Annotated in this window: 15 protein-coding genes and 1 tRNA gene; 9 read left to right on the plus strand and 7 right to left on the minus strand. The window is 50.4% G+C overall.

What is annotated here, in order from left to right:
* Nucleotides 1-28 precede the first annotated feature (28 nt).
* Entirely contained in the window at nt 29-1,024 is a 996-nt protein-coding gene (locus ACFMKP_RS17550) for a glycosyltransferase family 2 protein (RefSeq protein ID WP_382293609.1), read from the plus strand.
* On the opposite strand, the gene trpD is transcribed toward ACFMKP_RS17550, so the two are convergent.
* The 7 genes from trpD to ACFMKP_RS17585 form a co-directional block, all read right to left on the minus strand.
* Nucleotides 1,021-2,037 carry an anthranilate phosphoribosyltransferase gene (trpD, locus tag ACFMKP_RS17555; protein WP_382293611.1) on the minus strand — a complete coding sequence of 339 codons (1,017 nt, stop codon included), beginning with the start codon at nt 2,035-2,037 and terminating at the stop codon, nt 1,021-1,023. The two genes, ACFMKP_RS17550 and trpD, sit on opposite strands and share 4 nt — an antisense overlap.
* A gap of 59 nt (nt 2,038-2,096) precedes the next feature.
* Nucleotides 2,097-2,172: transfer RNA gene (locus tag ACFMKP_RS17560), tRNA-Pro, on the minus strand.
* 173 nt (nt 2,173-2,345) lie between these two features.
* The gene (locus ACFMKP_RS17565; RefSeq protein ID WP_382293613.1) at nt 2,346-2,969 is read right to left on the minus strand and encodes an alpha/beta hydrolase; all 624 of its coding nucleotides are present in this window, start codon (nt 2,967-2,969) and stop codon (nt 2,346-2,348) included.
* Nucleotides 2,959-4,062, minus strand: coding sequence for a VOC family protein (locus ACFMKP_RS17570; protein WP_382293615.1), 1,104 nt, complete (start codon nt 4,060-4,062; stop codon nt 2,959-2,961). Before ACFMKP_RS17570 ends, ACFMKP_RS17565 begins: the two co-directional genes overlap by 11 nt.
* Nucleotides 4,063-4,116: 54 nt before the next feature.
* Complete coding sequence (locus ACFMKP_RS17575) at nt 4,117-4,680, minus strand: NADPH-dependent FMN reductase (RefSeq protein ID WP_382293617.1); 564 nt, start codon at nt 4,678-4,680, stop codon at nt 4,117-4,119.
* A gap of 180 nt (nt 4,681-4,860) precedes the next feature.
* Nucleotides 4,861-5,262: an anti-sigma regulatory factor gene (locus ACFMKP_RS17580; protein ID WP_201783489.1), complete on the minus strand. Its 402-nt coding sequence runs from the start codon at nt 5,260-5,262 to the stop codon at nt 4,861-4,863.
* On the minus strand, nt 5,255-5,638 hold the full coding sequence (locus tag ACFMKP_RS17585; protein WP_012190223.1) for an STAS domain-containing protein: 384 nt from the start codon (nt 5,636-5,638) through the stop codon (nt 5,255-5,257). Before ACFMKP_RS17585 ends, ACFMKP_RS17580 begins: the two co-directional genes overlap by 8 nt.
* Nucleotides 5,639-5,875: 237 nt before the next feature.
* Between ACFMKP_RS17585 and ACFMKP_RS17590 the strand changes: the two genes are divergently transcribed.
* The 8 genes from ACFMKP_RS17590 (at nt 5,876) to ACFMKP_RS17625 (ending at nt 18,955) form a co-directional block, all read left to right on the plus strand.
* On the plus strand, nt 5,876-6,256 hold the full coding sequence (locus ACFMKP_RS17590) for a DUF983 domain-containing protein (RefSeq protein ID WP_204754174.1): 381 nt from the start codon (nt 5,876-5,878) through the stop codon (nt 6,254-6,256).
* 110 nt (nt 6,257-6,366) lie between these two features.
* Nucleotides 6,367-8,454, plus strand: a complete 2,088-nt coding sequence (ppk1, locus tag ACFMKP_RS17595) for a polyphosphate kinase 1 (RefSeq protein ID WP_382293620.1) — start codon at nt 6,367-6,369, stop codon at nt 8,452-8,454.
* 89 nt (nt 8,455-8,543) lie between these two features.
* Nucleotides 8,544-10,559 carry an ABC transporter permease gene (locus ACFMKP_RS17600; RefSeq protein WP_382293622.1) on the plus strand — a complete coding sequence of 672 codons (2,016 nt, stop codon included), beginning with the start codon at nt 8,544-8,546 and terminating at the stop codon, nt 10,557-10,559.
* A gap of 448 nt (nt 10,560-11,007) precedes the next feature.
* Nucleotides 11,008-13,146 carry an alpha-glucan family phosphorylase gene (glgP, locus tag ACFMKP_RS17605; RefSeq protein WP_382293624.1) on the plus strand — a complete coding sequence of 713 codons (2,139 nt, stop codon included), beginning with the start codon at nt 11,008-11,010 and terminating at the stop codon, nt 13,144-13,146.
* 568 nt (nt 13,147-13,714) lie between these two features.
* Nucleotides 13,715-15,037: an ABC transporter substrate-binding protein gene (locus tag ACFMKP_RS17610; protein ID WP_382293626.1), complete on the plus strand. Its 1,323-nt coding sequence runs from the start codon at nt 13,715-13,717 to the stop codon at nt 15,035-15,037.
* A 60-nt stretch (nt 15,038-15,097) separates the two neighbouring features.
* Nucleotides 15,098-16,042 (plus strand): carbohydrate ABC transporter permease, encoded by a 945-nt coding sequence (locus tag ACFMKP_RS17615; protein WP_382293628.1) that lies wholly within the window; start codon nt 15,098-15,100, stop codon nt 16,040-16,042.
* 7 nt (nt 16,043-16,049) lie between these two features.
* Nucleotides 16,050-16,940: a carbohydrate ABC transporter permease gene (locus tag ACFMKP_RS17620; protein WP_382293630.1), complete on the plus strand. Its 891-nt coding sequence runs from the start codon at nt 16,050-16,052 to the stop codon at nt 16,938-16,940.
* A 29-nt stretch (nt 16,941-16,969) separates the two neighbouring features.
* Complete coding sequence (locus ACFMKP_RS17625) at nt 16,970-18,955, plus strand: alpha-amylase family protein (protein ID WP_382293632.1); 1,986 nt, start codon at nt 16,970-16,972, stop codon at nt 18,953-18,955.
* Nucleotides 18,956-19,005 lie beyond the last annotated feature (50 nt).

The raw sequence follows: 19,005 nt of genomic DNA on the forward strand, positions 1-19,005 counted from the left end.
CGATTGGGTAACCAATCGCTTTTTTTATATGAAGTGTTCTGTCATTATTTTAAATTGGAATGGTCGTGCGCTGCTGGCCGATTGCCTGAATGCCTTATTGCCGCAGTGCGATGCTTCAATTGAAGTGCTGGTGGTGGATAATGGCTCGCACGATGGCTCAGCAGCCTGGCTGTATCAACACTATCCGCACGTGCGCTTGCTGGTGCTACCCAAGAATCGTGGGTTTAGCGGCGGGGTCAATGTTGGTTTGCACGTGGCGCGTGGCGATGTGCTGCTGTTGTTGAATAATGATGCAATCGTTGAGCCAAATTTTATTGCAGCTATTTTAGCGCCGTTTGAACAGCAACCAACCCTCGCTACTAGCGCTGGCGTGCTGACCTTTGCCCATCAGCCCACAATCATCGCCTCTGCTGGGATTCAGCTCTATCGTGATGGAGTTGCTACTGATGCAGGCTTGTTGTATCCGCTTGATCAATTGGCGCAGCAGCCCTATCCAATTTGGGGTGGCAGTGGTGGTGCGGTGGCCTATCGGCGCGCCGCTTTAGCCGATGTTGGCATCTTTGATGAAGGCTATTTTGCCTATTTGGAAGATGTTGATTTGGCGTGGCGTTTGCAGTTGCGCGAATGGCAGACCGTACTTGCGCCGCAAGCCGTCGCGCGCCATATCTACTCGGCAACTGGTGGCGAAGGTTCGCCGTTCAAGGATTGGCTAATTGCCCGCAATCGTTGGCGGGCGATTCTGCGTTGCTGGCCAACGCCGCTGTTGGCCCGTGATCTGCCGTTGATGCTGGCCTACGATGGTTTAGCTTGTGCTCAAGCGCTGGTGCGCCGCCGCTGGACGACAATCAGTGGCCGTTTGCATGCTTTCCGCCAATTGCCTCAATTGCGTCAGCAGCGCCAAGCGATTCAAGCTCGTCGCACTGCGACAAGCGATGAACTTGATCGCTGGATTCAACCAGCCCGCTCGCCGCTCGCTATTTGGCGTGAGAACCAAGCCTTGGCCCGCCTGATCAAACAGCGCTAGGCATGGCTCGCCTCGATCATGCGTTGCATACGTTGGTTGGCAGCGCCAGTTGTGATTGCTTGTTGGGCTTGACTCATTGCCTCGCCAAACGATGCGGCGCGTTCGCAGGCAATCAGCGCCGCAGCAGCATTCAGCAGCACAATATCGCGGCGCGGGCCAGTATCGCTGCCATCAAGAATTGCCTTGGTCATGGCGACGTTTTTGGCGACCGATCCACCAGCAATTGCTTCACGTGGGGCAATGTTCAAGCCAAAATCGCTGGGACTAATTGTTGATGCTTGCGGGGTTGTGCCAGCTCGCACATCAAACACCAAGGTTGGGGCGCTGATCGAAATTTCATCAAGCCCATCGCTGCCATGCACCACGAGCGCGCGCCGAATGCCCATTTTGCTCAGCGCATTGGCCAATTTTTCGGCTAGCTCGGCGTTTGCAACCCCAATCACCTGGTATTCTGCCCGCGCTGGGTTGGTGAGCGGCCCCAACACATTAAAGATTGTACGAATGCCAATTTCGCGCCGCACTGGGCCAGCGTAGCGCATTGCAGGGTGAAACTTGGGCGCAAACATAAAGCCAATGCCAGCTTGGCGCAAACAGCGCGCCACACCTTCTGCATCAAGCTCGATATTCACGCCTAAACCTTCGAGCACATCTGCCGAGCCACATTTCGATGACATAGCACGATTGCCGTGTTTGGCCACGGTTGCGCCAGCGCCAGCAGCCACAAACGCCGCTGTGGTTGAAATATTGAAGGTATTCGAATGATCGCCACCAGTGCCACAGGTATCGACCACGCCGCCATCGTGGGGCACGGCCAGCGATTTGGCGCGCATCACTTGGGCCATGCCAGCAATTTCTGCGTCTGTTTCGCCTTTGAAGTGTAACGCTGTCAGCAAGGCCGCGATTTGGGCTGGCGTGGCCTCGCCATTCATCATCTGCTCCATCACCGCCGCCGCATCGTCTTGGCTTAAATCCGCCCGATTGGTAACTGTAATAATGGCATCGCGAATCTGCATGGTCGCTCCTTGCAGCAAAACAACAAAAAAACAACGAGAGCAAATTGCCCTCGTTGTAGTGGTCGGGGTGATAGGATTCGAACCTACGACCTCAACGTCCCAAACGTCGCGCGCTACCAACTGCGCTACACCCCGTTGCTTTTTTTTATCGTTGCGCGGAGCATTATAGCGGAGAATAGTTTGTTTGTCAAATTACACGAAACCGAGCAAAAAAAGACCGTATTTTCATCACAATTCATATCAAAACCACTTAATGAAGAAGCCCCTCGCCCGCGCCACGGGAGAGGGGTTGGGGTGAGGGAATCAATCTAGTTCAGCTTTTTCAACAAGGCCTGAATTGCGCCAATTTCATCGTCGTTGACCGTGTGGCCCATATTTGGGTAAAGCCGCATATCGACAGTTGCGCCAGTTTGCTCGAAAACACTAGCGCTTTCACGCACCCGCTCGGCAGCAATATGGAAATCGCGGTCGCTACAGCCAAGAAATGCAGTTGTGCCGGTTAAATCGGTGCTATAGCTTGGCAAATGGGTTCCTTCACCAATCAGGCCGCCGCTCAAGGCCACCACGCCAGCGATGCCCTGCCCATTGCGTGCTACCCATTCCAAGGCCAAACATGCCCCTTGCGAGAAGCCCAGCACCACGATTTTACTACGTGGAATATTGTGAGCTTCAGCGTGGGCGATGGCTTGGCCAACTGCTGCTAGTGCAAAATCCAGCGCTGGTTGATTGCGCGCAACTGGCTCGATAAAACGTTGCGGATACCAGGTGTGATTATCTGCTTGGGGCGCAAGATAAGCCCAATCTGGCCGCTCAAAGGCCTGGCTCAAACTCAAAATGCTTTCAGCATCAGCGCCCCGCCCATGAACCATAATCATGGCTCCTGTGGCTTGTTCGAGGCTGCTGCCAGTTTGAAGAATCGGATTAGAATGCATGAGTTTGCTCCACAACTGCCAATGTGCTACAGGGAATAACCAATGGCGTAAGATGTTCTTCGATCAAGCTGCGTTGTTGTTCGAGCCATAGTGGCAATTTGAGCGTTTTGCCCAACTGCTCAACTGGCTCATCGACGGCAAAGCCTGGGCCAACGGTTGCGAGTTCGATAATATGACCATCGGGATCGTTGGTGTAAATGCTTTTGAAATACGTTCGATCTTGGACTGGCGAAACCCGTTTGCCAAAGCTCAGCAAGCGTTCGCGCCAAGCCAATTGCTCGTCGTCGTTGGCAACCGCAAAGGCAATATGATGGGTTTGGCCAGCTCCCATACGCACTGGGCGAGTATGGGCTGGATCACGCTCAAAATAGGTCATCAGCGTGCCAGGTCGGCCATTATCAGCCCCCCAATACCAATGTGCCGCCGTTGGATCGTCGAAGTTGTAGATCATTTTGACCCGTTGCAAGCCCAACACCTCAGCATAAAACTCGTGCGAGCGCTCGACGCTTGCGCCGATGGCTGAAATATGGTGCAAACCTTCGTGCAACGACATATCGGCAGTAATTTCTGGTACTGGCTCAGGCCAATTGATGGTCGCAATATCACATTCATTGCGATTGATGCTCATCAATTCCATCGGCGGCACTATGGCTTTTTGGCCAAGGCTTTCCAATGGTTCATCGACCGTCCAACCTGGGCCTTTGGTGGCAATTTCCAAAATCGTGCCATCAGGATCGCGGAAGTACAGCGATTTGAAATAGTTGCGATCATATGGCCCGTTGACTCGCACTTTAGCATCGAGCAAACGCCGTTTCCATTTAAGCAAGGCTTGCTCGTTGGTGACGCTCAGCGCAAGGTGATGGGTGCCACCAAGGCCAGTTGCGCCACGCGGCGCGCGCGGCCATTCAAAAAAGGTGATGATCGTCCCAGCAGAGCCATGCGCATCACCAAAATAAAGATGATAGGAGCCCGGATCGTCGAAATTCACGGTTTGCTTGACTAAGCGCAGACCCAATACTCCAGTGTAAAAATCGACAGTCCGCTGCGCATCTGCACTAACAATTGTAATATGATGTAAGCCCAAAATCGACATAATCAACACTCCTTTGTGTGAACATGCGACGACCCGGTTGCCTTAATTAAAGATTTATTGACTTAACCGTTTCGTCCAAGCCACAAGCGCTTCTAAATGGGTACGCACAACCTTGCGGGTTGGTTCATCGTGTAGTTGACCAGCGCTAAACTTTTTATCTGCGAAGGTAATCATCACCTCAGGTTTATTTAAGGGATGCATGTTGGTATTCACCGTTACTTGACGTAAGTGATGTTGGCCGCGTGCTGTGCCATAAGCTCCAACGCTTGCGCCGATAATGCCCAAGGGCTTGCCGCTGAGTGGCATTTCGCCATTGCTGCCGGGCCGCGAAGCCCAGTCGAGTGCATTTTTCAACACCCCAGGAATCGAGTAGTTATATTCTGGCGTGGCGATCAATAAGGCATCGGCACTGCTAATGGCCTCGCGCAAGGCAACGACAGCGGCGGGAAAGCCCTCGCGTTCGACATCCTCGTTGAATAACTCGATTTCGTGCAAGGTGACGATGCTAAACTCCACCTCAGCAGGCATTAATTCGGCGGCGGCGTGCAGCAGGGCTGTGTTAAACGAATCCTTGCGCAAGCTGCCCGAAATTCCAACAATCTTGAGTGTGTCTGCCATAGACGAACTTCCTCCAACAATGAGTTATTGATGATCACACACTGATTGTATCGCGATAATACGATCGTGTTGTCCGCAGGCTTGTCCATCTTTTTGTCCTTGGTAGCGTCCGTATTCTCGTTAAATAATAAAAGAGCAGCAGGTGCTGCTCTTGGACGTGCTATTACACAAATCTGTTGTTTAGGGGCGTTTCCATTTACGGCAGGTAATTTTGGTACCTTCGCCGACAATCGATTCAATTTCGAACTCGTCCATGAGCCGTTTTGCACCTGGCATACCCATCCCCATCCCCTTGGAGGTGGTATAGCCATCCTGCATTACGAGGCTAATATCCTCGATACCTGGCCCTTGGTCTTCGCAGACGACCTGAAGCCCTTTGCGGAGCCCCTGTTGTATTTCGCTCACTGTGACAGTACCTTCACCGGCGTAGAGATAAATATTCCGTGCCAGTTCGGAGATCGCGGTAGCAATCCGTGCTTGGTCGATAGCGCCAAAGCCCATTGACTTAGCCATATCGCGGGCTGCCATCCGTGCCGCCACAATGTCGAGGTCGCTCTGAATTGTGATGACTTTATTAGGCATTGCCATCCGCATTGTTCTCCGTAATCAGCCGCAACTTAGCGATGCCTTTTTCCAAATTCAGCGCCGTTGTGACACCAGGCAACTCAAGCCCCAGCTCTACCAACGTAATTGCGACGGCAGGTTGCAACCCTGTAATAACAACGGTTGTCCCCATCAGGCGTGCCATCGCCGCAATATCACTAATTAAGCGGCCTACGAAGCTGTCTAGTACATCCATCGCCGTTAGATCGATGATGACCCCTTTTGCTTTGGTCTCATAGATCTTCTGGAGAACCGCGTCTTTGAACTGAATTGCTTGCATGTCATACAGGGCAACCTGAACTGAAGCAATTAAAAAGTTCTCGATCTTAAGAATTGGAATATTAACGATGTCCAAGCGGCCTCCCTGAAGTCGAACGCGAAGATGAGCCACAACAAAAGCTTGCGAATGGAGTCTATGCGTATTATACGGTATGATATTGCTACTCGGCAAGCGTGAGTTTGCTGCTCACTCCGGAGTAATTTTCGCTATCATACCGCATAAATCGTCTTGTTGCACAGCTTTTTAGGCCTGGCCTAGGCTATAACAGGACTTATGGATTATGCACGGGCTGTTTTGGCGCAAGGAATGCCGATGTTTAACGCACTTTTGATGCTCTGGCGTGGTTTAGCTGGGCGTTGCCCTACATGCGGCTATGGGCGCATGTTCAAAACATTTTTTGGCCTGAATGAGGGCTGTGCTGCCTGCGGCCTGCGCTATGAAGGCACTGGCGATCAAAGCACGGGCGCAATGGGCATTTCATTAACGATTACGGTTGCGCTTGGCTTTGCTGGCGCATTAATTTTGGTTTGGCAATGGCCCGCCCATTTAATTCTTGGTACTGCTGGTTTAATTAGTGTGCTTAGTATTTTTCAACTCTTTTGCTATCGGGTTTCGCGCGGCTTCTGGATTGGCATTCTGGCAATTACTGGGGCTGTTCACGAGGATGAAAATCGCGATCAGTTCTATCTTTAAAGCTTGGTTAAATTTTAGCAAAATGGGCGGTTTTGGGCTTGCTTGGCATCGTTTTTGCCCTACAATAGTCAAGCCGTTTGATTATGTATGAATGTGGAAAGAAGCGTCCCATGGCTGAGTTGCTAACCTACGACACAGTTGCTGAACCACTGAATCTGGCTGACCCGAAAAATTTTCTGAATCGTGAATTGAGTGCGCTGGCTTTTCATCGCCGCGTTTTAGAAGAAGCGCTCGATCCTTCGTTGCCCTTGTTGGAGCGCGTAAAATTTTTGGCGATCTTCAGCACCAATCTCGATGAGTTTTTTATGATTCGGGTTTCGGGCATTCGCCAGCAAGTTGCAGCACGGGTGTTTGAGCGCTCTGCTGATGGCAAAACGCCGCTTGAGCAGTTGCGGGCAATTCGCGCTGCGGTTGCGCCATTGATGGAATTGCAACGCTCATGTTTTGCCCAAGATTTGCAACCAAAGCTTGCTGCCGAAGGCGTGTTTATTCACGAATATGGCCAGCTTTCGATTCATCAACAGGCTTGGTTGAAAAATTATTTTGATAATGAGATTTTTCCCGTATTAACTCCCTTGGCCTTTGATCCAGGCCACCCGTTTCCGCATATTTCCAATTTGAGCTTGAATTTGGCAGTTGTGATTCAAGACCCTGATAATGATGAGCATTTTGCGCGGATTAAAGTGCCTGCTTCGTTGCCGCGCTTGGTAGCAGTGCCGAGCGAGCAGCCAAATACTGTCTGTTTTACCTGGCTCGAACAAATTATTGCCGAAAATATTAGCACGCTGTTTCCTGGCATGCAGGTTTCCGAGGCCTATACCTTTCGGGTGATTCGCAACGCCGATGTGGAAATTGAAGAAGATGAAGCCGCTGACTTGCTGGAAACGATTCAGGCTGGCGTGCGCCAACGCCGTTTTGGCTCGGTAACCAAGCTTTCAGTGCATTCGAGTATGCCACCGCGGATTGTTGAATTGCTGATTGAGAATCTCGAAGTTGAGCGCGACGATGTGTATCAATTAAATGGTGCGCTTGATTTGAGCAGCCTCATGAGCGTTGTGCGTTTGGATCGTTGGCAGTTGAAGTTGCCACCATTCAAGCCAAGCGTGCCAGCGGTGCTTTCAACTGGCGAAGATTTATTTAATGTAGTGCAACGCCGCGATGTGCTGTTGCACCATCCTTTTGATTCCTTCACGCCAGTCGTTGATTTTTTGCAGGCAGCAGCGCGTGATCCCAATGTGTTGGCAATTAAGCAAACTCTGTATCGGGTTGGCTCGAACTCGCCCATCGTTAAGGCCTTGCTCAAAGCCCGTGAGAACGATAAGCAAGTTGCGGTGTTGGTGGAGCTGAAGGCGCGTTTTGATGAAGAAAATAATATTGAATGGGCCAAGGCGCTTGAACGCGAAGGCGTGCATGTGGTGTATGGCTTGATGGGCTTGAAAACGCACTGCAAAGTGGCCTTGGTCGTGCGCAAAGAACGTGATGGCTTGTCGCGCTATTTGCACCTTGGCACTGGCAATTACAATGCAGTGACCGCCAATATTTACACGGATCTTGGCTTGTTGACCTGCAATCAGGAATTTGGGGCTGATGCCTCGGATTTGTTTAATTATTTGACTGGCTATTCGCGCCAAAACCACTTTCGCAAATTGTGGATTGCGCCAATTAACCTACGCCGGCGCTTGACCCAAATGATTGAGCGCGAGATTCAGCATCAGCAAGCTGGGCGCGGCGGCAAACTCTTTTTCAAAATGAATTCGCTGGTTGATCCCACAATTATTCAGTTGCTCTATCGCGCTTCGCAAGCTGGGGTTGAAATTCAGCTCTTGGTGCGGGGCATGTGTTCGTTGCGGCCTGGCGTTGAAGGCTTGAGCGAACATATTCAGGTACGCAGCATTGTTGGGCGCTTTTTGGAGCATAGTCGGCTGTATTATGCACGTAATGGCGGCGATGAGCAATTGTATGTTGGCAGCGCCGATTTGATGGAGCGCAACTTAGATCGGCGGGTTGAGGTTTTGTTTCCCATCGAAGATCCGAGTTTGTTGAACTACGTTCGTGAAGAGATTTTGGGCGTGGCATGGCGCGACACTGCCAAAGCGCGCGTGTTGCTGCCTAATGGTTTGTATGGCTGTGCGCTGCCACCTGCTGGCGAAGAGCCATTCGATAGCCAGCTCTCTTTTTTGCGTCGCCACACCGCTTAAGCTACCATAAGAGCGAACTCAGACGAGTTCGCTCTTTGCTTTAACCTCTCCATACATCCATATTCTCACTATGCTTGGGGGAAATCACAATGACTGCTTGTGGTGGTGCCCAGTTTTCGTGTAGCCAGCTTTTGCTGCAATTGGTTATTTTTGGCTTGGCCAATGGGGCGATTATTGGCTTGAATGCAATTAGCGTTACGTTGGTGTATAGCGTTGTGCGCATGCTCAATTTTGCTCATGGCGATTTATTTTCGTTGCTCACGGTGTTGGCTGCCGAATCGATTGCAATTTTGGGCTTGCAGGTTGGTCAGGCTTGGTGGTGGCTTGGCTTTGGCTTGCTGGCAGTTTTATTAATATGTGGCTTGGTTGGAGCTGGCACAGGCGTGATTATCGAGCAGATTGGCTTTCGGCCTTTTCGTGGCGCTTCACGGCTTGCACCATTGATGGCAACTCTCGGCATTTCGTTTATGCTCTACCAAGCAGCTTTGTTTGTGCGTACCTTTACCAACGCAGTGATTCCAGGCGAACATCGTAGCGTGCCTGGCATACCTGAAGTAGCACGGATTAACGTACCCGATCTGTTGCCACACGGCAATTTGTTTGGTGAAACGGCGCTGGTGTTGCAGGGCAAAGATTTGATTGTCGTGGGGCTGGCGCTGCTGGTAGCGTTCGGTGTGCATTGGTTGCTCAAGCGCACCCGTTTTGGCTGGAAATTGCAGGCCAGTGCTGCCGACCCAACCATGGCCCAACTTTGCGGCATCAACTATAGCGCGACCTTGCGCCAAACTTTTGCGCTTGGCGGGGCTTTGGCAGGCTTGGCGGCTTTGCTATTTGCCTTGTATTACACCGCGCCCTATACCAATTATGGCGCACAAAGTGGCTTAATTGCCTTTACTGCTGCCTTGCTTGGCGGGATTGGCCGCCCGTTGGGAGCCTTGCTGAGTGGCTTGGCGTTGGGTTTGTTGGCCGCCTTCAGCGATTATTTTATTGCGGCCCAATGGACTCCGGCGCTCACGCTTGGCTTATTGGTGTTAATTGTTGTGCTGCGCCAGCAGCCAAGCAACGATAGCCCGATTAATGCAGCGATTGTTAGCACAGTTCAGTCTGTAAAACAAAGCTGGCGTTGGTTGGTAATTCCTGGCTTGCTGGCCTGCGTGCCATTGCTTAATAATTGGCTTGAATTGGGCATTCAAGTTGCGGCAATTCAAATTTTGATTTATGGCTTGCTGGCCTTGGGCTTAAACGTGATTGTTGGTTGGGGTGGCATGCTTGATCTTGGCTATGCTGCGCCCTTTGTGCTTGGCGCTTATTTGGTTGCTTTGCTGAGCACTGGCTTGCATGGCGGTTGGCAAACCTGGCTTGCATCGGGCGAGTTGGCGGGAATTATCGTGATTTGCTGTTTATGTGGTGGCTTGTTTGGCTGGCTGATTGGCGTTTTGGCAGCACGCTTGGATAATGAATTGTTGGCAATCGTCACATTTGCGCTTGGCGTAATTGCCCATCGCATTGCCCAAAACTGGCGCAGCGTAACCAACGGTGCAAGTGGAATTGCAGGCGTGCCGCCGCTTCAGCTATTTGGCCTCGATTTAGCTGCGCCAAGCGCAAGCTATTATGCAATTTTGGCGATTGTCGTTGGGGTTGGTATGCTTGGCTATAACCTGTTACGTTCGCGCTATGGGCGGGCGTTGGCGGCCTTGGCCAGCGATGAATTGGCGGCGGCAAGCGTTGGGGTTGAGCCGATCGCAATCAGGCGTTTGGCCTATACCTGGGGCGGCGGCGTAGCGGCCTTGGCTGGCGGCTTATTTGCTGCAAGTTTTAGCTATATTTCGCCTGGTTTAGCCGAATTTCGGGTTTCAGCAATTGCGTTAATTATTGTGGTTTTGGCTGGCTCGCGGCGAATTATTGCCCCGTTGATTGCTGCATGTTTGGTGTTGGGCTATGATCTTTTGTTGATTCCCAAGGTTGGCAAGCTTTTTGATGATTTGCGCGAACAAACTGGTAATTGGTTTTGGAGCGCAATCAATCCACGGGGCGCAAATTTTCTGAGTTTTGGCTTGATGCTCTATTTGACGGTGCTGTATCGGGCACGGGCGCGCCGCGCATAGTTTCGATCTATGAAGGCCACGAAGATCGCGAAGCATAGAAACCACGAAGCACGCGAAGATCACAAAGGCTGATTTTTTTGGCCATGAATTGCACGAATTCCACGAAAAATATTCCGATAGCCTACAGCCATCATTGCTCTGCGCCTCTGCGTTAATCTCTAAAATGCATGAAGGATTGCAACCGCGAAGAACGCGAAGATCGCGAAGACCATTTTTAGCCATAGATTGACACAGATGTGTGCGATTATGTTCTATGCTCTATGCTCTCTGTTCTTTTTTGCCTTCTGCCTTTTGCCTTTTGATTTGAAGTGAAATGGTTGCAACTCCCTCGCTTTTAAGCCATAATAGGCACTAACGTTCAGGCTCAAAACAAACAACGCGATGTTGCGGCAGGCTCTTTCTGGCTAGCGGCATCGTTTTTTAATTAATCGTAGTACAAGGAGTTGCAATGAACGTTGCTGAATTACCACCGCAGTTTGCCCCGTTGCCCCAACGGATTAACCGACTCTATGAGTTGGCTTATAACCTTTGGTGGAGCTGGCAACCAGAAGCCCAAGCACTGTACCAAACGATTGATGCAACGTTATGGGAGCGCACGGGCCATAATCCGGTGAAATTTTTGCGTGAAGTTAGCTTGGCTAGCCTCGAACAAAAAGCCCTTGATAGCAATTATTTGGCCCAGTATGATCGGGTAACGATCAAATTTGATCATTATATGCGTGATGATCGCACTTGGTTTGCCCGCACCCATCCTGAGCATAAAGATCACACGATTGCCTATTTTTCGGCTGAGTTTGGCATTCACGAATCGTTGCCAATTTATTCTGGGGGCTTGGGCATTTTGTCGGGCGACCATTGTAAAGAAGCTAGCGATATTGGTTTGCCGTTTGTTGGGGTTGGCTTTTTATATCCCCAAGGCTATTTTCGCCAATTTATCAATAGCGAAGGCACCCAAGAAGCCCTTTACGAACGCTTGAATTTTGCCGAGTTGCCAGCCTTAGTGGTGCGCAATAGCGATGGCAGCGAACTGCGCGTAAGCGTCGATCTGCCTGGCCGCACGGTGTTTGTTAAAGTGTGGCGCTTCCAAGTTGGCCGCATTACCTTGCTGCTGATGGATACCGATGTTGACGAAAATCGGCCTGAAGATCGCGAATTGTCGGCCCGTTTGTATGGCGGCGATCAATGGCTGCGGGTGGCGCAAGAAATTATCTTGGGCATTGCAGGCGTGCGGGTTTTACGCGCCCTCAACATCAACCCGACTGTTTGGCACATGAACGAAGGCCACTCAGCATTTTTGGGCTTAGAATTGTTGCGCGAACGAGTGCAGCGCGGCGAAAACCTTGAGCATGCTATTACCGAAGTGCGCAAGCGTTCAGTCTTTACGACCCACACCCCAGTGCCAGCTGGCAACGATGCCTTTCCACTCGATTTGATCGATCAATTCTTCCACAACTATTGGCCGCAACTGGGCATCGATCGCGATACCTTTATGAATATTGCTTTGCAGCAACAAAGCTGGGGGCCAACCTTCAGCATGACCGTGCTGGCCTTGCGCTTATCGGAATATCATAACGGTGTGAGCGAATTGCACGGCGCAGTTGCCCGCCAAATGTGGCAGTTCTTGTATCCAGGCAAATCGGTTGATGAGGTGCCAATTGGCCATGTGACCAACGGTGTGCACTCGGATACTTGGCTGGCTCCAGCCATGGCCAATATGTACGATTCGGTGCTTGGCGCTGGTTGGCGCGAAGTGATGGACGAGCCTACAACTTGGGATCGCATCACCAACATGCCCGACGAAGTGCTTTGGGGCGTGCACTCTGGCTTGAAGCACGATTTAGCGCGCTTTATTCGTGAACGAGCTTGGCAGCGCCAACGCCGACTTGGCTATCATCGCGACGATGCAATTAGCGGCGATGTTAATCCCAATGCCTTGTTGATTGGTTTTGCCCGTCGGTTTGCCACCTATAAACGGGCTACCTTGATTTTCCGCGATTTGGATCGGATCAAGCGGATTCTGAACAATCCAGAGCGCCCAGTGCAAATTATTTTTGCTGGTAAATCGCACCCAGCAGATGAGCCAGGCAAGAGCTTTATTCGCGCCGTCTACAATATGGCTCGCGACCCAGAGCTGCGCGGCAAGATCTTCTTTATTGAAGAATACGATATTAACGTTGGCCGCCATTTGGTGCAAAGCGTTGACGTATGGTTGAACAACCCACGCCGACCGTTGGAAGCATCGGGCACGAGCGGCGAAAAAGCTGGTATGAACGGGGTTCCAAACCTGAGCGTGCTTGATGGTTGGTGGCGCGAAGCCTACAACGGCAAGAACGGCTGGGCAATTGGCCGCGAAGCTGGGTATGACGATCTCGAACAACAAGATATTGACGATGCTGAATCGTTGTATAGCTTGTTGGAAAACGAAGTTGTGCCAGCCTTCTACGAGCGCGATGCCAATGGCTTGCCCCACAAGTGGATTGCAACCATGAAGGAATCGATTCGCACGGTTGCGCCAGAATTTAGCTTCCGTCGCATGCTCAAAGATTACGTAGCCCAATACTACGTGCCAGGCATGCAAGCCGAATAAGCCGCCGTTTGTAGCGTGAGCCTGTGCTACAGTATCGCTTTTTTGGCGTATAAACAATGTTTGTCAGTCAAACAAACGAGCATGGTTTTGAAAAAGCTCAAAATCGTGCTCGTTTGGTATTTTTAGAGCAAAACTTCGTTCGTCCATCGATCTTTCTCCAATGAATAGATTTGATATTCCCTCACCCCAACCCCTCGCCAGTGGTACGGGCGAGGGGCTTAATGGCGTAAATTTGCATGCCTCGTTGGCTCTTTCTAGCTGTACGGCTTGCCAAAATTCACTCTTGACAAGCTTTTAACTTTACTATATTGTAATGGAAACGCTTCCACTGATCCGAACAGCCAAAAATCAACTGAAAAAGCCCTTTTCTGCAAGTAATTCTTTGCGAGCTCGTTTTTAATTGGTGTATCATGCTGCCTAAAACGAGAATTTTTTATTCAAATGATGGAAACGTTTTCATAAAAAATGCGCGTATCATAAAGGAGTCTGCTGAGCATTAATTGCCAATCTACGCCAATCAATTCCGCAGGAGCCTGACGTTTGGTTTCATCAATGAGGATACCCAACCATGAAACGACTATGGATTCGCTCGTTTAGTTTGCTTGTCGGCTTGATCTTGGCTGGATGTGGCGAAGCTGCTACGCCAACCACTCCTCCTACTACTTCAACAGTCGATGCCAACTCTGGTGCTGCAAGCGGCACGGTCACGCTGTGGTTTCACTCAGGCCAAGGCGCTGAACGCGATGCCTTGAATGCAACCCTCCAAGCCTTCGCCGCCAAAAATTCAGCGATCAAAATTGAAGCAATCGAATTGCCCGAAGGCGCATATAACGATCAGGTCAATGCTGCTGCCTTGGCTGGAGAAATGCCATGTTTGCTCGATTTTGATGGGCCATTTGTCTATAACTATGCTTGGTCTGGCTATTTGCAGCCCTTGGATTCGTTGATTGCTGCCGAGGTTAAAGCCGATTTCTTGCCCTCGATTATTCAACAAGGAACCTACAACGGCAAATTGTATAGCCTTGGTCAGTTCGATTCGGGCTTGGGCTTCTATGCCAATAAAGCGTTGTTGGAAAAAGCTGGTGTGCGAATTCCAACGCTTGCGCAGCCATGGACGCGGGCCGAGCTTGATGCGGCCTTGAGCAAACTCAAAGCCAATGGCTTGCAGTATCCACTTGAATTGAAAATGAATTATGGCCGTGGCGAATGGTTTAGCTATGGTTTTTCACCCTTCTTGCAATCGTTCGGTGGCGATTTGATCGATCGATCGAATTATCAAAAAGCAACTGGCACGTTGAATGGCGCAGCTTCGGTCGAAGCAATGCAATGGTTCCAAAGCTTGTTTACTAATGGCTATGTTAACCCCAAGCCTGCTGGCGATACCGATTTTGCTGAGGGCAAGGCTGCGTTGAGCTGGGTTGGCCACTGGGCATACCCCGATTATGCCAAGGCGCTGGGCGCTGATGTATTGGTTTTGCCTGCTGCCGATTTGGGCAAAGGCCCAAAAACGGGCATGGGTTCGTGGAATTGGGGGATTACCAGCAAGTGTGCTAATCCTGCTGCCGCTGCTGAAGTGCTTTCGTTCATTGTTTCGCCAGAAGAAGTATTGCGCATGAGCGATGCCAATGGCGCTGTGCCAGCACGCAGCTCGGCAATTGCCAAATCCAAATTATTTGGTGATGGTGCTCCGCTGAATATCTATGTGCAGCAATTGACCAACGGCATTGCTGTGCCACGCCCTATTACGCCTGCTTATCCAGTGATTACCAGCGCGTTTGCTGAAGCGGTCGATAATATTGTGGCTGGAGCCGATGTGCAAGCCGAATTGGATAAAGCGGCCCAAAAAATTGATGCCGATATTGAAGATAATCAAGGCTATCCGGTGAAGTAGCAGCGTTAATCATTAAGCCGTTGCTTGCAGCGGCTTGGTTCTTCTCAAGGAGTCTTGCTTATGACGATTGCAAAATCGCCGCCCAGCCAGCCAAAAGCTAGGCCGAGTGCTCCAATGCTAAGCTGGAAACGGCGCGAACAACGGGTGGCTTGGGCGTTTGTTTCTCCAGCACTGCTGTTGCTCAGCATCTTTTTGATTGCGCCGTTTGGCTTGGCGTTCTATCTCTCGCTGACCGACCAACGCTTGGTACCAAACCTCAATATCCCAACTCGCTTTGTTGGCTTCAAACATTATTTGGCAATGTGGCAAGACGCGACGTTTGTGCGTGCGTTGCTGAATAATTTCTTGTTTGTATTGATTGTGGTTCCAGTCCAAACCAGTTTTGCCCTGTTTTTGGCAATTTTGGTCAACCAGAAAATCAAAGCGATCAACTTCTTTCGCACCATCTATTTTATTCCGGTTGTTACGATGATGGCAATTGTGGCGGTGGTTTGGACGTTTCTCTACAATCCCGATCAGGGCATCATCAATAGTTTTATTCAAACTATCAGCTTTGGTCAACTTGGCCCATATCGCTGGCTCGAAGACCCAAAATTGGCTTTTCCCGCGATTATGCTGATGTCAATTTGGCAGGGTGTAGGCTTTCAGATGGTAATTTATCTGGCTGGCTTGCAGGAGATTCCTGGCGAATTGTATGAAGCAGCCCAATTGGATGGCGCAAATGCATGGCAACAGTTTCGCTTTGTAACCCTGCCCCAATTGCGCAACACCTCAGTATTTGTGGTAATTTCGACCACGATTATGGCCTTCAAATTGTTTGATCAAGTTGAGATTATGACCAAAGGCGGCCCCAACGATGCGACGGTCACTGCAATGCTGCATATTGTGAATAGTGGCTTTCGCAGCCAAAGAGTTGGCTATGCTTCGGCACTTTCGGTGGTGTTTTTTGTAATTGTGTTGCTGATTTCGCTTGGCCAACGCATGGTTAATCGGTCAGAAAGGTAGCTTGTTGATGCAACGTCCTGCAATTGAACCAACCAAACGCTGGCAAAAAAGCCCACGTCGCCTTGGAAACTATCTTTTAATGACGATCATTGCGCTGTTTAGCCTATTTCCAATTGTATTTATGTTGGTTACAGCGCTTAAAGCCGATGAAGGCCAAATTTTGCGTGAAATGAGCACATTTGCAGCATTTTTGCCAACTGGTGAGCTTTCATTGCAAAATTTTCGCGATGTGTTTGCCCGTGTGCCATTTGCGCAATATTTGATCAATTCAGTTTTGATAGCTTTCACAATTGTGCTCTTTGGCCTAGTGGTTAATAGCTTAATTGCCTATGCATTGGCGCGAATGCAATTTCGGGGTCAAAAATTGCTATTGGCAATCATCATAGCCCTGATTATCATTCCATTTCAGGCCGTAGCCGTGCCATTATTGTTGATCGTCAACCAATTGCCGTGGTTTGATGGTCGGATGACATGGCTCGATAGCTATCACGTCCAAATTATTCCATTTATTGCCGATGCTTTTTCGATTTTCCTGTTCTATCAGTTTTTCTTGAATATTCCCAAGGATATTGAGGAAGCGGCGCTGGTCGATGGAGCTAGTCGTTTCCGTATGTATGCCCAAATTATTGTGCCACTTTCCCGACCTGTGTTTGCTACCGTCGCAATTCTGCAATTTCTGACGCACTGGGGCGATTTTCTCTGGCCATTGATGGTCGTGCGCAATCCAGCGGTGCGCCCGTTGACCGTTGGCATGCAAGCATTTTTCGGCCAAATGCCGCGCCAATGGGGCGATATTATGGCGTTTGCCACGATGGTAACGCTCCCAGTGCTGATTATTTTTCTGCTCTTTCAAAAATGGTTTGTGCAGTCGGTGGCTTCATCAGGGGTCAAGGGTTAATCGGCATAACGCGCAGGAGGAGCTTTGTTATGCAAAAAGCTACTGTTCAACCAAGCCAAACTACCAGCATTGCTGGGCTGTTCGATGCCTTGTTGGCTCAACAGATTGCCAATCCCCGCGATCGCGATATTTTTCGCGTGCGCGTGCAACGCCATTTTAACGATTGTTTTGCAGGTTTAGATGCCTTGTATGCCCAGCATCCTGCTTGGCCCGCGCTGCTTGAACAACTGGCTGAGCGTTTGGTCGCAGCCTATGCCCAACGCCGCGATGTGCTGAAAATTCACGATTTAGCCCGTGAAATCGAGCCTGATTGGTTTGCTCAAGCCCGCATGGTTGGCGGCATCTACTACGTCGATCGCTTGGCTGGCACGTTGCGCGGCGTGATTGAGCAGATCGATTATTTGCAAGATTTGGGCTTGACCTATGTGCATCTGATGCCACTGTTGCAGCCGCGTTGTGGCCCCAACGATGGCGGCTATGCAGTGCAGGATTATCGGGCGATTAATCGTGAGCTTGGCTCAATTGCCGATTTTATCGAATTAAGCGATTTGCTGCGAGCCAATGGTATGAGCGTCTGCATCGATGTGGTTGTCAATCACACCGCCAAAGAACATGAATGGGCGCTCAAAGCGCGGGCTGGCGATCCGACCTATTTGGATTATTACCTGAGCTTTGCTGATCGCAGCTTGCCTGATGCCTATGAGCAACATTTGCCCGAAGTATTTCCCGATTTCGCGCCTGGCAATTTCACTTGGTATCCAGAGCTTGGCGAGCATGGCCGTTGGGTTTGGACGACTTTCAACGAATTTCAATGGGATTTGAACTATGCTAATCCCATGGTTTGGCTAGAAATGCTCGATATTTTGTTGCATTTGGCGAATTTGGGCGTTGATGTGTTGCGCTTGGATGCTGTGCCATTTATGTGGAAACGGCTGGGTACGAATTGCCAAAATCAGCCAGAAGTGCTTGATTTGTTGCAGTCGTGGCGCGCAGCCATGCGGATCGTCTGTCCGGCGACGATTTTTAAGGCCGAGGCAATTGTTGCGCCTGATGATTTGGTGCAATATTTGGGCTTGGGCCAACGCACGGGCAAACTTTGCGAAATTGCTTACCATAATTCATTGATGGTGCTGTTGTGGAGTGGCTTAGCCTCGCAGCGTGCCGATCTGCTGACTCAATCGTTGCTGAATATGCCTGCGACTGCTGGCAACGCCACCTGGATTACCTATGTGCGCTGTCACGATGATATTGGTTGGGCGATTACTGACCAAAACGCGGCCTTGGTTGGCGAAGATGGGCCGTTGCATCGCCAATTTTTGAGCGCTTGGTATAGTGGCGAGTTTGCTGGCAGTTTCGCGCGCGGTGAGGTTTTTCAATACAACCCGATTACCAATGATCGGCGGATTAGCGGCATGACTGCTTCGTTGGCTGGGCTAGAACAAGCCTTAGCAAACGCTGATCCGACGGCGATTGAGTTGGCAATTAGGCGAATCGGGTTGTTGTATGCAGTGATTTTTGGCTTTGGCGGCATTCCATTAATCTATATGGGCGATGAGCTGGGCATGCGCAATGATCACAGCTATTTGAATGACCCCTGCAAAGCCAACGATAACCGCTGGTTGCATCGTCCGGCCATGAATTGGGCCTTAGCAGCCCAACGCCATGACCCAACCACGCTTGCTGGGCGTTTATGGCATTTAATCCGCAACTTAATTACCATTCGCCAACAAACGCCTGCCTTGCATAGCGCTGGCCAAACCATCCCGATTTGGACCCAACAACGCCATGTTTTAGGGGTGATTCGGGTTCACCCGTTGGGGCGAATTTTAATTCTTGGAAACCTTTCCGCTGAGCCGCAACGGGTGGCGTTAAGCGTTATTCACGAGGCCGGCTTGGTTGGTAACTTGCACAATCTGTTGGAGCCAGCACGATTAAATATTGATGTCCAAAGCGCAGAAATCGTGCTTGATAGCTACCAATGTTGTTGGCTTTGCGAGCCAGCAAAAAATTTTTGAGCCTTCTGGATACGGTTCCGGTAACGATTGCAGCCAAGGCCTGAATCAAG

This window comes from Herpetosiphon sp. NSE202, assembly GCF_042688385.1.
Taxonomy (GTDB): domain Bacteria; phylum Chloroflexota; class Chloroflexia; order Chloroflexales; family Herpetosiphonaceae; genus Herpetosiphon.